Source organism: Mameliella sp. MMSF_3455, from assembly GCF_030733205.1.
GTDB lineage: Bacteria > Pseudomonadota > Alphaproteobacteria > Rhodobacterales > Rhodobacteraceae > Antarctobacter.
This window is the reverse complement of sequence record NZ_JASHJL010000048.1, coordinates 1-13,755: the sequence shown is the minus strand read 5'-3', so window position 1 is coordinate 13,755 and position 13,755 is coordinate 1. Positions and strand designations below refer to the sequence as shown.

12 protein-coding genes are annotated in these 13,755 nt (G+C 66.2%); 6 read left to right on the top strand and 6 right to left on the bottom strand.

Features of this window, described 5'->3' with window-relative positions; translation table 11 throughout:
• Positions 1-8: 8 nt before the first annotated feature.
• Positions 9-2,468, top strand: a complete 2,460-nt coding sequence (gene hrpB / locus RBB42_RS23750; protein ID WP_305971909.1) for an ATP-dependent helicase HrpB — start codon at positions 9-11, stop codon at positions 2,466-2,468.
• A 69-nt stretch (positions 2,469-2,537) separates the two neighbouring features.
• Here hrpB and argF read toward each other — a convergent pair whose 3' ends face one another.
• From argF to RBB42_RS23735, 3 genes are all read right to left on the bottom strand, one after another.
• Complete coding sequence (gene argF / locus RBB42_RS23745; protein ID WP_305971908.1) at positions 2,538-3,464, bottom strand: ornithine carbamoyltransferase; 927 nt, start codon at positions 3,462-3,464, stop codon at positions 2,538-2,540.
• 74 nt (positions 3,465-3,538) lie between these two features.
• The gene (locus RBB42_RS23740; protein WP_305971907.1) at positions 3,539-4,720 is read right to left on the bottom strand and encodes an aspartate aminotransferase family protein; all 1,182 of its coding nucleotides are present in this window, start codon (positions 4,718-4,720) and stop codon (positions 3,539-3,541) included.
• A gap of 217 nt (positions 4,721-4,937) precedes the next feature.
• On the bottom strand, positions 4,938-6,059 hold the full coding sequence (locus RBB42_RS23735) for an acyl-CoA desaturase (protein WP_306043846.1): 1,122 nt from the start codon (positions 6,057-6,059) through the stop codon (positions 4,938-4,940).
• Between RBB42_RS23735 and RBB42_RS23730 the strand changes: the two genes are divergently transcribed.
• Both RBB42_RS23730 and RBB42_RS23725 read left to right on the top strand, forming a co-directional pair.
• Complete coding sequence (locus RBB42_RS23730) at positions 6,058-7,038, top strand: membrane dipeptidase (protein WP_305971905.1); 981 nt, start codon at positions 6,058-6,060, stop codon at positions 7,036-7,038. The genes RBB42_RS23735 and RBB42_RS23730 overlap by 2 nt on opposite strands.
• A gap of 21 nt (positions 7,039-7,059) precedes the next feature.
• The gene (locus RBB42_RS23725) at positions 7,060-8,097 is read left to right on the top strand and encodes a zinc-dependent alcohol dehydrogenase family protein (RefSeq protein WP_305971904.1); all 1,038 of its coding nucleotides are present in this window, start codon (positions 7,060-7,062) and stop codon (positions 8,095-8,097) included.
• A 2-nt stretch (positions 8,098-8,099) separates the two neighbouring features.
• Here the strand turns inward: RBB42_RS23725 and ybiA are convergent, their stop codons facing one another.
• Positions 8,100-8,540, bottom strand: a complete 441-nt coding sequence (ybiA, locus tag RBB42_RS23720; protein WP_305971903.1) for a riboflavin biosynthesis intermediates N-glycosidase — start codon at positions 8,538-8,540, stop codon at positions 8,100-8,102.
• A gap of 56 nt (positions 8,541-8,596) precedes the next feature.
• The gene (locus RBB42_RS23715; protein WP_305971902.1) at positions 8,597-9,739 is read right to left on the bottom strand and encodes an amidohydrolase; all 1,143 of its coding nucleotides are present in this window, start codon (positions 9,737-9,739) and stop codon (positions 8,597-8,599) included.
• 101 nt (positions 9,740-9,840) lie between these two features.
• Here RBB42_RS23715 and RBB42_RS23710 point away from each other — a divergent pair, with 101 nt between their 5' ends.
• The 3 genes from RBB42_RS23710 to RBB42_RS23700 all read left to right on the top strand — a co-directional run bounded on the left by RBB42_RS23710 (position 9,841) and on the right by RBB42_RS23700 (position 12,870).
• A complete protein-coding gene (locus RBB42_RS23710; RefSeq protein WP_305971901.1) occupies positions 9,841-11,490 on the top strand; it encodes a hypothetical protein in 1,650 nt (549 codons plus the stop codon).
• The gene (locus RBB42_RS23705) at positions 11,487-12,008 is read left to right on the top strand and encodes a hypothetical protein (protein ID WP_305971900.1); all 522 of its coding nucleotides are present in this window, start codon (positions 11,487-11,489) and stop codon (positions 12,006-12,008) included. The genes RBB42_RS23710 and RBB42_RS23705 overlap by 4 nt, the downstream gene beginning before the upstream one ends.
• Positions 12,009-12,072: 64 nt before the next feature.
• Complete coding sequence (locus tag RBB42_RS23700) at positions 12,073-12,870, top strand: phytanoyl-CoA dioxygenase family protein (protein ID WP_305971899.1); 798 nt, start codon at positions 12,073-12,075, stop codon at positions 12,868-12,870.
• Positions 12,871-12,924: 54 nt separating this feature from the next.
• On the opposite strand, the gene truA is transcribed toward RBB42_RS23700, so the two are convergent.
• Complete coding sequence (gene truA / locus RBB42_RS23695; RefSeq protein WP_305971898.1) at positions 12,925-13,692, bottom strand: tRNA pseudouridine(38-40) synthase TruA; 768 nt, start codon at positions 13,690-13,692, stop codon at positions 12,925-12,927.
• Positions 13,693-13,755 lie beyond the last annotated feature (63 nt).

Here is a 13,755-nt window from a genome sequence, read left to right as displayed (position 1 = left end):
ACGCGACCATGACCAGACTGCCGATCGACGACGCCCTGCCAGGGCTGATCTCTGCCCTGCGTGACCACGCGCGCGCGGTACTGCAAGCGCCCCCTGGTGCGGGCAAGACGACGCGCGTGCCGCTGGCGATGCTCGACGCCGGACTGACATCCGGCAAGATCGTCATGCTGGAACCCCGCCGTCTTGCCGCGCGCGCCGCCGCTCAACGACTGGCGGAACAACTGGGCGAAGAACCCGGCCAAACCGTCGGCTACCGCATCCGGGGCGAGTCGAAAGCTTCGAAAGCGACCCGGATCGAGGTTGTCACCGAGGGCATCCTCACCCGCATGATCCAGTCCGACTCGGAAATGACCGGCATCGGCGCCGTGTTGTTCGACGAATTCCACGAAAGGTCCCTGAACGCCGACCTGGGCCTGGCGCTCTGCCTCGAGATCGCCGATGCACTGCGCGATGACCTGATCCTGCTCGCCATGTCCGCCACGCTGGACGCGCAGCCCGTGGCCGACCTGATGCAAGCGCCAGTCGTGACCTCCGAGGGCCGCAGCTTTCCGGTCGATACCCGCTGGCTGCCCCAGCCCCTGGCCAAGCGGCAAAGATTCGACCAGGCAATGGCCGACCTGATCCTTAAGGCCCACGACGAGACAGAGGGCGGTATCCTCGCCTTCCTGCCCGGCGAGGGCGAAATCCGCCGGACCGAGGCATTGCTGAAATCACGTCTGCCCAAGGACACGCATCTGCGGCCGCTCTTCGGCGCGATGGACCTCGCCGCGCAACGGGCCGCCATCCGCCCGGAAACCTCCGGGCGCAAGCTGGTGCTGGCGACCTCGATTGCCGAAACCTCGTTGACGATCGAGGACATTCGCGTGGTCGTCGACGGCGGCAAGGCGCGCCGCGCGCGCTTCGATCCCGGCTCAGGCATGTCCCGGCTGGTCACCGAACGCGTCACCCGTGCCGAGGCGACGCAACGCGCCGGTCGTGCGGGCCGTGTCGCGCCCGGGATGGCCTACCGACTCTGGACCAAAGGTGAGGAAGGCGGGCTAAGCCCCTATCCTCCCGCAGAAATCGAGGCCGCTGACCTGGCGGGACTTGCGCTGGAAATCGCGCTCTGGGGCGCAGATCCCACGGAAATGCCCTTTTTGACGCCTCCGCCTGATGGCGCCTTTGCCGAAGCGCAAGCCCTGCTCGGATTCCTCGGCGCGCTGGACAACGAGAACCGGATTACCACGCACGGCAGGGTCTTATCCACATTGCCACTTCACCCAAGGCTTGCACATATGGTGACTCTTGGCGGGCAGAAGTCCGCCAATCTGGCTGCACTCTTGTCCGATCGCGATCCACTCACATCGGCATCCACAGACCTTGCCCTACGCCTTGATGTGCTGCGCGATCCGCGCGGATTTTCCGAGCGAAGGCCCGAGCAGATCAACCGTGGCGCCCTGGAACGCATCCGTGCAGAGGCGAAACGCCTGTCGCAAAGCATAAGGAAGCGCAACAAACCCCCTGAAATGGACCAGGATTTCAGCGATGCGGAACTGGCGGCCCTGGCCTATCCCGACCGCATCGGGCTGCGCCGCAAAGGAGAGGCCGCCCGCTTCCAGCTGTCCGGCGGCAAGGGCGCGGTCATGGAGGACCATGACCCGCTGGCCTGCGAGCGCCTGATCGTCGTCACCGACACGGACGGCAACCCGCGCGAGGCGCGCATCCGCCAGGCCATCGCGATTTCCCTGGCCGAGGTTCGCGCGCTCTTTGCCGACCGGATCGCCTGGCAGGATCTCTGCGAATGGTCCAAGCGCGACCGTCGCGTCATTGCCCGCCAGCAGGAACGGCTGGGGGCCATCGCTCTGGATGATCGCATCTGGAAAGACGCCCCCGAAGAGGCCGTGGCCCGCGCCATGCTGGACGGCGTTCGCGACCTGGGGATCACCCTGTCGGATGCCGCCCGAAGGTTCACAGCCCGCGTCGCTTTGGCTCGCGAGGCCGGGCAGGACCTGCCCGACATGTCCCCCGAGGCGCTCATGGAGACGCTCGAAGACTGGCTCCTGCCCTACCTCGGCGGCGTCCGCACCGCCGCTGACTGGAAACGCTTTGACCTGTTGCCGCCCCTTCGCGCCCGGCTGGACTGGCCCCAAACGCAGGCACTGGACGCAGCCATCCCGGCGCATTTCACCACGCCGCTCGGCCGCAAGGTGCCAATCGACTATTCCGGCGAACACCCGGAGATCCAGTTGCGCCTGCAGGAACTCTTTGGCCAGACGTCACATCCGATGGTGGGACGTACCCCGCTGCGGATCACCCTCCTGTCACCCGCCCAGCGTCCGGTGCAGACCACGATGGACCTGCCCGGCTTCTGGTCCGGGTCCTATGCCGACGTCCGCAAGGACATGCGCGCGCGCTATCCCCGGCACCCCTGGCCCGAGGACCCGACGCAGGCCGACCCCACGCTGCGGGCAAAACCGCGCGGCACATGACAGGCGTGGCTGGCGGGTGGGCCGCTGACGCGCGCAGGCGCGGCAGTCGGGGCGCTCGGCAGCCCGCCTTCAGGCCCCGAGGCAGTAGCGCATGATGGCCTTCTGCGCGTGCAGCCGGTTTTCGGCCTCGTCCCAGATCACCGAATGCGGCCCGTCCATGACCTCCGAGGTCACCTCCTCTTCGCGATGCGCGGGCAGGCAATGCATGAACAGGGCGTCAGGCTTGGCCGCTTCCATCAGCTTGGCGTTCACCTGGTAGGGGCGCAGCATGTTGTGGCGCCGTTCCTTCGCACTCTGCGCGTCATGCATTGACACCCATGTATCCGCGACGATCAGGTCCGCGCCTTCGACCGCACGCATCGGGTCGCGCTCGATGGTGACTGTGGCACCCTCGTTGCGCGCCCAGCCGACGAACTCCATCTCAGGGTCCAATTGAACCGGGCCGGAAAAGGTCAGGTCGAATCCGAACTGGCCGGCCGCGTGCAGGAACGAGGCACAGACGTTGTTGCCATCGCCGCACCAGACCACCTTCCTGCCCGCGATCGGGCCGCGGTGTTCCTCAAAGGTCTGGATGTCGGCCATGATCTGACAGGGATGTGTGCGGTCGGTCAGGCCGTTGATGACCGGCACGCTGGCGTATTCCGCCATCTCTTCCAGCACGGATTCGTCAAAGGTCCTGATCATGATGAGGTCGACATAGCGCGACAGCACGCGGGCGGTGTCGGCGATGGTCTCGCCGTGGCCCAGCTGCATCTCGCTGCCCGAAAGGACCATGCTCTGTCCGCCCATCTGGCGCACGCCCACGTCAAACGAGACGCGCGTCCGGGTCGAGGGCTTCTCGAAGATCAGTGCCACCATGCGGCCCGCCAGCGGTTGGTCGTCATCGGGGGCTGCCTTTGGCCGCCCGTCGCGGGCGGATTTCATCGATTTGGCCTGATCGATGATCGACCGCAAGGCGGCCTTGTCGGTTTTGTGGATATCAAGGAAATGGTTCATGTCATTGTTCTTCTTGCAATTCGGGGGCACGACGGGCGCCACCCCCGATGTCCCTTTTCGGCCCGCGGCCGGTTTCAGGCAGAGACCGTCGTTACGGCGGAGGCAGCAGCATCCAGCCGCTTGAACGCCTCGCCAATCTCATCTTCGCTGATGTTCAGCGGCGGCAGCAGGCGCACGATATTGTCCGCGGCCGGGACGGTGATGACCTCGGCATCATAGCCCGCCTTGACCACATCCACGTTCGGCAGCTTGCACTTGAGCCCCAGCATCAGACCGTTGCCGCGCACCCCCTCAAAGACATCCGGATGCGCCGCGACCAAGCCTTCGAGTTTTTGCCGCAAGAGGCCCGCGCGGACGCGGACCCCCTCGAGGAATTCGGGATCGGACACAATGTCCATCACGGTCTTGCCCACGGCACAGCCCAGCGGGTTGCCGCCATAGGTCGAGCCATGCGTGCCCGCGGTCATGCCGAAGGCTGCCTCTTCCTTGGCCAGCACGGCACCCAGCGGAAAGCCCCCGCCGATGCCCTTTGCGACCATCATGATGTCCGGTTCCACGCCCGCCCATTCATGCGCGAACAGCCGTCCGGTCCGTCCGACACCGCATTGCACCTCGTCGAGGATCAGCAGGATGCCCTTTTCGTCGCACAGCGCACGCAGGCCTTTCAGGCACTGGTCAGGAAGCGTGCGGATGCCGCCCTCTCCCTGCACCGGCTCGATCAGGATCGCGCCCACGGTCTCGTCGATGGCGGCGTGCAGCGCGTCGTGATCGCCCCAGGGCAGGGTCTTGAACCCGCCCAGCACCGGGCCGAACCCCTTGACCATCTTCTCCGAACCGGAGGCCGCGATGGCCGCTGAGGAGCGCCCGTGGAAACAGCCCTCGAAGGTCAGGATCGTGGTCTTGTCCGGCTGGCCTTTCTCGTACCAGTACTTCCGAGCCATCTTGACCGCCAGTTCGCAGGACTCGGTTCCGGAATTGGTGAAAAAGACCGTATCGGCAAAACTGGTTTCCACCAGCTTGTCGGCCAGCGCCTGCTGGTTGGGAATCTCGTAGAGGTTCGAGACATGCCAAAGCTTGCCCGCCTGGTCGGTCAGTGCCTTGACCAGCTCGGGGTTCGCATGGCCCAGCGCGTTGACGGCGATGCCGCTGCCCAGGTCCAGGAATCGGCGCCCGTCTTCCTCTGTCAGCCAGCAGCCCTCGCCCTTCACGAAATGCAGGGGCGCGCGGTTGTAGGTGGGCAGAACGGAGGGGATCATGTCGCAGTCCTCGAAAGTGTGGAAGCCCGATTGGTGGCAAGGCCGGGGGGCCAAGTCAAGAAGGGCCATGTTTTGAAGGGAGATATGACGCAGGACGTCACGCCCGGTCAGGGGCGCGGAAACGATGAGCTCAGGCTCGTCGGGTTCGGGTCGCGTGCATCATGCTGCGCAGATAGACGGATAACGGGCGAAAGAAAAGCGTTAAAACACGGGCGTCTCAGTCTAGCCGCCGCAGACCGGCGCGCGGCGGGGCGCTGTGCGGCAGGCGGATGCCGCGGGCCAGCCCCAGCCAGGCCAGCGACTGGATCAAACGAAAGCCCGGATCCGACTGTCCCGGAAGGACGCCCAGCCGCGCGGAATGCGGAAAGGCATGGTGATTGCCGTGCCAGTTCTCGCCGAAGGTGATCGGGCCAAAACAAGGCAGGTTGTACCCCTGCACCGGCAGTCCGTCGATGGTCCAGTCCTGCTGCCCACCCTTGTGGGCCGCGTGGCCGATGGCCCAGTGCCCGGTCAGCGAGACCACGATCCGCAGCGACACCCCCCAAAGCACCCAGCCCCAGCCGCCCAAGGCAAACAGCACCAGCGCGACGGGAAGTTGTTGCGCCCACCACAGGCGTTCGATCCCGCGATAGACCTGGTCCTGCGCAATCTCCGGTTCGATCTCGAAAACCGGCGGATGGTCGAGCCGGAATTCGCAATGCATCTGCCACCAAGCGTCTTTCAGCGGCCCGGCGCCGTGCGACGGAAGCGGCGGGCAGTTGGCCTGTCGCTGGTGCCAGTCGCGCATGTCATGGGCGCGGATCATGCCAAAGGGCCCCGCCATGCCGACAAGGACACCCAACCAGACAAGTAGATACTCCAAGGGCTTGGAGGTCTCGAAACTGCGATGGATCAGCAGGCGGTGCATGCCGACGGAATGACCCGCGCAAATGGTGATCCCCGTCAGCAGCAGGAATACTGCCAGACCACCCCAGGACGGAAAAACCGTAATCGCCAGAACACCGCCAAGGGCATGCACAAACCACCAGATGGACTTTGCCGGTGCCCAGTGGATGCGCCCGGTGCAGGGGTCAGTGCCCGGCACGACCCTCACCCGTTCACTGGACACAATACCCATCGTCGGGGCCGGGCTTGCACCCGCGTCCATGTCTTGCGCTGCCTGGAACATTGCGCCCTGCACCTTCTGCCACGGTTGCCGAAGGATCGGCCAGAGCCTGCCTTCAGCACAAGTCAGGGATTCCGCCGCGGGTGCCTCCGGATCATCGGGACGAACGGGCAGCCAAGGGGCGCTGTTGACGGCATTGCGTGAAACAGCGCACAGGGCTAGCGTCTTCGTCATGACAGCACCGCTTATCGACAACCTGCAATACTGCAACTTTTCCGAAAAGGTCTTTCGTCAATTGCGCGCGGGCGGCGTGGACGCGATCCATGTCACCATCGCCTACCACGAAAGCTTTCGCGAGATGGTGCTGAACCTCGAACGCTGGAACCGCTGGTTCGAACGCTATCCCGATCTGATCATGCGCGGGACAGAGGCGGCGCATGTCCGCGAGGCCCAGGAGACCGGCCGCACCGCCGTCTTTTTCGGGTTTCAGAATCCCTCGCCCATCGAGGATGACATCGGCCTTGTCGAGATCGTGCACCAGCTGGGCGTGCGCTTCATGCAACTGACCTACAACAACCAGTCTCTGCTAGCGACCGGCTGCTACGAGGAAGACGACACAGGCCTGACACGCATGGGCCGCGCCGTGGTGGCAGAGATGAACCGCGTCGGGTTGGTCATCGACATGAGCCATTCGGCAGAGCGTTCGACGCTGGAAGCGATCGACCATTCGACCCGCCCCATTGCCATCACCCATGCCAATCCCGACTGGTGGCACCCCGCCCTGCGCAACAAGTCGGACGAGGTCCTGCGCGCCCTGACCAACTCCGGCGGGATGCTGGGCTTTTCGCTCTATCCGCATCACCTGGCGGGCGGCACGAACTGTTCCCTCACCGGGTTCTGCGAGATGGTGGCAGAGGCCGCCGATCGCTACGGGGCAGACAACCTCGGCATGGGCAGCGACCTGTGCCAGGACCAGCCGGACAGCGTCGTCGAATGGATGCGCGTGGGGCGCTGGACCAAGAACATCGACTATGGCGAAGGCTCGGCCGCCGCGCCCGGGTTCCCGCCGATGCCGGACTGGTTCCAGAACAACCGCGACTGGGACAACATTCGCGACGGGCTGCGCGAGATTGGCTTTTCGCGGGCCGAAACGGACGGCCTCCTGGGCGGAAACTGGCTGCGGTTCTACGAGATGAGCTTTGGTCCCGCCTGACGGGGCCTGAAAGGACACCCAATGAAAGCCATGCTCTATGAAGCTTTCGGCGCGCCGCCGAGGCTCACCTCCCTGCCCGATCCCGCGCCCGCACCGGGTGGCGTCGTGCTGAAGGTCGAGGCGACGGGCCTCTGCCGCAGCGATTGGCACGGATGGATGGGGCACGACCCCGACATCGAGCCGCCGCATGTGCCCGGACATGAATTGGCCGGCACTATCGCGGCGGTTGGCGACGGCGTCACGCGCTGGTCCGAGGGCGACCGGGTGACGGTCCCCTTCATCTGCTCCTGTGGCAACTGCCCGGAATGTCACGCGGGGCAGCAACAGGTCTGCGACAACCAGTTTCAGCCCGGCTTCACACATTGGGGCAGCTATGCCGAATACGTCGCCCTGCCGCAGGCCGACCTGAACCTCATCGGGTTGCCGCCGGACATGGCGTTCGACACTGCGGCCAGCCTGGGTTGCCGATTTGCCACCAGTTTCCGCGCCGTAGTCGACCAGGGACGGGTCTGTGGCGGCGAATGGATCGCCGTACATGGCTGCGGTGGCGTGGGCCTCTCTGCCATCATGATCGCGCGGGCGATGGGCGCGCGGGTCCTGGCGGTGGACATCGACGCGGACAAGCTGGACATGGCGCGCGGCGTGGGCGCCACGGCAGTCGTGGACGCGCGCGCCGGGAACGTCCCGGAGGCCGTGCACGACCTGACGCGCGGCGGCGCGCATCTTTCGATAGATGCACTCGGCCACCCCGACACCTGCGCCAACTCGATCCTGTGCCTGCGCAAGCGCGGCCGACATGTGCAGGTCGGCTTGCTGCTGGCCGACCAGAGCCGCCCGCCCCTGCCGATGGATCGCGTGATCGGCTGGGAACTGGAAATCCTAGGCAGCCACGGCATGCAGGCGCATCGCTACGGAGCGATGCTGGACATGATCGCCAGCGGCGCCTTGTCGCCTGACCAGCTGATCGGAGAGCGGATCAGCCTGGAAGAGGCGGTGCCAGCGCTGATGGAGATGGACAGTTTTCAGGCGCGCGGCGTGACGGTCATCACCCGGTTCTGACCTCAGCCACGCAATTCCTCGCGCACCTGCATCAGGATCTCGCCCAGCCGGTTCAGCCCCTGCCCGTCCGGCCCGGATCCCCAGTAGGCATCCATCGGCGCGTTCTCCACGATCAGCGCATCCCGGGTGGACAGCAACAGGTCTCGCGGCCCCCGATGCAGGGTGAACTTGTCCCGCACGGCCTCGAGCATGATCCCGTCCTTGACCTCTTCCCAGTCATCACGCAGCGGGATCTCGCGGGACATGCCCAGCGCCTTGGCCTGCTTCGGACGCGAGCACAGGCGGATGCGTTCACGGTGGGCCATGTCGTGAAACTTCATCGCCTGGAAAAAATGCTCGACCGTACGCCACCACAGGCCCTCCTTGTCCACGCCATAGGGCGCGAAGTTCGAGAACTCTCCGTATGGGTCGGTCTGGGCGTAGAAATAGATGGTGTCGGTCATGGCCCCAGAGAGCCCGAAAGCGGTCGCGCCGCCAGTCCGGTATTCCCGACGTGCCCTCAGCCGGCCTGCGCGTCGATGGCGCGCAGAAAGACAGACGCGCCGATCCCGATCAGCTCGTCCGGGAAATCATAGTCCGGATTGTGCAGCGCCGGCGCTTCCTCTCCGGCACCAAGGAAGAACATGGCAGAGGGCATCCTGTTGCCGAACAGCCCGAAATCCTCCGAGGCGCGCATGGGCACGGCGGCGTCCTTGCGCGGCAGCCCTTCGACCGCGCGTTCCAGCAGAGTCACCGCCTCGGGCGCGTTCACACAATGGCCAAAGGCCTCGTGCACCGTGATTTCAGTGTCAAAGCCCCGTGCCGCTCCGGCGATCATGCCGCGTGCCTCGGCCTCGAGATCGGCCATCTGGTCATCCAACAGGGTCCGCAGGGTGACGTAAAGATCGGCTTCTCCCGGGGCTACGCCAAAGGCCGGGACACCCAGCCGGGCATGTGTCACGGTGGCCAGCCGGAACCCCGGGTCGTCGGTCGGCAGATCCCGGCCGAGCCCCGCCAGTCCCGGGATCAGGGCGGCCAGCGCCACGCCCGGCGACTGGCCCGTCTCAGGCTGCGAGGCATGGGCGGTTCGCCCGTTCAAACGCACGCGCAACCCGCGCGAGGCACAGTTGACCGGCCCCTGTCGCAGGGCCACAGCGCCCAGCGGCAAACCGGGCAGATTGTGCAAGGAAATCGCCATCCGCGCGCCCAGCGTCGCAAAGCGCGGGTCCGCCAGCACGGCGCGCGCGCCCGCGCCGGTTTCTTCGGCCGGCTGGAACAACAGGATCACCCGACCCGTGGGCGGGTTTCGCGACAGGGCCTGCGCCACCGCGTGCAGGATCGCCATGTGGCCATCGTGCCCGCAAAGATGCGCCACGCCAGCCTGTTCCGACCGCCATTCGGGCGTGCCCGTTTCCTCGATCGGCAGGGCGTCCAGTTCGCACCGGATCAATAGCCCGCCTTCCCCTTTGCCAAAGACCGCCGCCACGCCGGTTCTCCCCAGCCCGGTAATGACCTCGGACGCACCCAGGGTCCGCATCTCTGCGGCGATGCGCAGGGCAGTGGCGTGTTCGGCCCCGGACAATTCCGGCGCCCGGTGCAGTGCATGGCGCAAGGCCCGCGCCCGTTGCACGATGTTCGCGTCGATCGCATCCGCTGCCGACATGCCATCCCCCTTGCTGATAGCGCAGCCTTTCACGGTGCAAGGCCCGGACGCAAGCCCGGCAGGCCCTTCCCAGCTTGCGATCTAGCTGGCACAGTAACCACATGAAGGATCTCGCCTGCCCCTCGCCCCGGACCGGTCTGCGCCCGCCGTCACAGGTCATGCGCCTGCACCGCATGGGCGCCAGCTTTCCCACGCGGTTGAGCTTTCTGCGGGTTCTGACCCGGCGCCTGGCCGCCGAAGGCGCCAGGCTGCGGCGACCGGTCTGGAACATCGGCGCAGATGGTTTCGGCCATGCGGTCTATACCATTGCATTGGGCGGGTACGACTACAGCCTTGTCGCCGTCTCGACCCACCTCCCCGACGAGATGCGCACTGACCGCGTGATCGCAACGGCCTGGGACACGGCCTACGTCCTTTACGACGGCATCCCCAACGCCGAGGAAATCGCCCGCATCTGCGCCGCCGCCCCGCAGCAGGAGGCCGCCCGCTACACGGAAAGAGACCTCGTGCTGTCGCGCGCGAACAAGTCCCTGCGGCTCTTTGCCCATGTGGTCGAGCGCCTGCGTAAGGGCCAGCAACCGGATGCGGACTTGGTCAACCGGGTCGGCTACCTGATGCGGACAACGGCGGTCTACGGAAATGGCAAGTTCGGCATCGCCGACCGAGGCCTGATCGCGGACCGCCCCGGGATCGAGGGTGCCTTTGCCGCCGAGATGCTGACGGTCTGGCTCATCCGCAGCTTTACCCACGATCTTGTCGAACACCTGGGCGGCGCGGCCCTGGATCCGGCCCTGAAACGCCACCTTGGCATCGGCAATTCAACAGGGCTGGGCATGGCCCCCTTCCTGGTGTCGCATCCCGTTCTGCTGAACAACTGGATGCAGGCACGCGAAACCGCGCTGGCAAGGGTCCGCGCCCTGCCCGCGCTGGACCCCGCAAATCGCTCCCGGCTGACCGATCTGTGCAACCGTGTCGCCGCGCACCTTGATGAATGGCAGGTGCCCGACCCGGACCATCAGGCGCGGATCGACCGGATCCGGACCGAATGGCCGGCACTGCGCGGCTTTGTAGAGGACCTGCCGGACGACGCGCCCATCGACGCGCTTATCCGCCGGTCCGAGGCATTCTCGGTCGATACGCAGGAACTGTGTGTCGCGCTGGCGCTGGAACCGTTCGGAGACATCGTGGACGACCTCGCAGCAGCCATGACCGACCCGCTGGCCCCGCCGGCAAATGGATTTGAGGACGCCCGATCCCTGCGCGCGGCCATCGAGACGCATTTCGACTGGGCGCTGCAGTTGGATTTCGACGAGGCCGCACAGCAACGCCGGTTCTGGTACGTTTCCGAGGAAAAGCTGGAACCCCGGCTGGGCGATCGTTTCGACGACCCCGGGGCAGAACGTGAAAGCCCGCTGGACATTGGGCGGCGCGTACAAGCGCTTTGGCGTGCGCTGGACGGCGTCACGGACCTGCGCGCCTTTCGCTCCGCACGGCCCGAACATGAACTGGCCCTCGCCCGGGTCGCCTGTCTGGTCGCGCATCCCTATGCCGAAATCCGGGACAACCTGATCGCCGAAAGCTGTCTGCCGATCGACATGCTGCGCTGCAAGCTGGCCTTTTTCGGCGCCACCAAGTTCGATCCGAAATCCGACCGCTGGACCCGCATCACCCTTGCCCAAGGAGCCCCGCTGCCAGAGGACCTGGGGACTGCGCGGGCCGATGACTGGTGGCTTGCGGGGTTGGGCGCATGAGCTATTCCGCCAATGAAATAGCCGCCCTCGCGCAAAAGGCCGCGCGCGGCGCCGGCTTCCCCCCGCACCAGGCCCAGGTCTTTGGCGCCGCTGCGGTGCAGTACCTCGCCGGCGGCGGAGAGGCGCAGGCCTTGCTGGACGCGCTGTCCGATCCCGGCGACAGCCCGATCCTGCGCCTTCCGCTGCTGGTCGAGGACATCCGGCGTGCCGTCGATCTTGCCGGTCCACGGATCACCCTCACCCTGCAATCAGGGGACGAGGCGCTGGCTCCGGCCTATGCCCGGCTGGCCGGCCTGCACATCGCGCTCGCCGAGCTGGGACAAAGCGAGGACGGATTGCCACGGTTGCTTTTGGAAACCGGTCCCGACCGGGACGGGGCCGCAGCCCTGCCGCCGCGCATCGCGGTGGATCCGCCTTTGATGGATCGGCTGTCCTCCCTCGCGGCCCGGACATATGTCCCGGCATCGGACAGTTCGCGCAGCGCCGGCGCAGGCGCGGGTGACATCGACAACGACTGACCCGGGCGCCGCTTGCCCACACCGGCGCCCCGTGCTTCTCTCCGCCCAAATTCAGGAGACTCCCATGCCCCACCCTTTGCTGACCGAGGCCGACATCGACGATTACCAGCGCAACGGCGTGGTGGTTGTGCGGGGTCTCTGGGCCGACCTGGTCGAAACCCTGCGCGCCGGTGTGGCCCGCAACATGGCAGAACCAGGCCCCTACGCGGCTGAAAACCTCAAGGAAGGCGAGGCCGGGCGTTTCTTTGATGACTACTGCAACTGGCAGCGCATCCCCGAGTTCGAAGAGGTCATCCGCAGCTCCCCCGTGGCCGAGGTGGCGGCCGACCTGATGCGGTCGGACAGCGCGCAGCTGTTCCACGATCATGTGCTGGTCAAGGAACCGGGCACTTCAAAGCCCACGCCCTGGCACCAGGATGGCCCGTATTACTTTGTCCAGGGCCGCCAGACAGTCAGTTTCTGGAGCCCGCTGGACCCGGTGCGCGAGGCCACTCTGCGCTGCGTCGCCGGATCGCACCTCTGGGAAAAGCCCGTGCTGCCAACGCGCTGGCTGTCCGAAGAGGATTTCTATCCCGACGCGGATGCCTATATGCCGGTGCCGGATCCAGACGCCGAGGGCATGGAGGTTCTCGAATGGGCGCTGGAGCCGGGTGATGCCGTGGCCTTCAACTTTGCCATCCTGCACGGTGCGCGCGGCAATGACAGCCCGACACGGCGCCGTGCCTTTTCGCTGCGGCTGGTGGGGGATGACGCGCGTTATGTCACGCGCCCCGGCCCCACTTCGCCGCCCTTTCCCGGTCACGACATGGCAGAGGGCCAGCGTCTGCGCGAGGATTGGTTCCCGATCCTGTTCAACCGCTGATCTCGGTCCGACGGGCGCCTTTTTGGTCCGCAATTCGCAAGGCTGCGGGTCGCCTCAGGCGAAGGGATCGTCCGGATAGCCGACGCCCATCAGGCTAAGCCCGTCCGGCGGGCAAACGGGTCCGCAGGCGGCGCGCGACTGCGCCTCAAGCGCGGTCCTCACGTCTTCCGGCGCCCAGGCACCGGCGCCGACCCGTTCCAGCGTGCCAACGATAGAGCGCACCTGGTTGTGCAGGAAACTCCGGGCGCGCAGGAAGAAATGCACTTCGGGTCCGGCCAGCCCCTTGACCCGCCTGATGGTGATTTCATCCATCGTCTTGACCGGCGATTTCGCTTGGCACATGACCGACCGGAATGTGGTGAAGTCGTGCTGACCCAGCAGGTAGGCCGCGCCGTCGCGCATCGCCTCGACGTCCAGTTCGTGGTTGACGCGCCAGACCTGTCCGGCCTCCAGCGTGGCAGGCGCCCGCCGCATCAACAGCCGGAACAGGTAACGCCGCTCGACCGCCGAAAACCGTGCATGCCACTCGTCGGAAACCGCCGCTGCGGCACGGATTGCCACCGGTGAGGGCTTGAGGTGAAAGTTCAGCGCTTCGGACAGGCGAAACGGGTCCCAGGTCTTGTCCATGTCGCAATGGGCCACCTGACCGCGCGCATGAACCCCTGCATCGGTTCGCCCGGCCGCAGCGATGGTATGGTCACGCGGCTCCAGCCGGGCCAGCGCGGCCTCGATGGCCGCCTGAACCGAAGGCTGATCCGCCTGCCGCTGCCAGCCCGCAAAGGGACGGCCGTCATATTCCACCAAAAGCGCATACCTGGGCATGACGCGCCTCCTAGCCGCACGCCGGGCCAAGGGCAATCCCGCCGGGCTGTCCCGCGCGCGGCA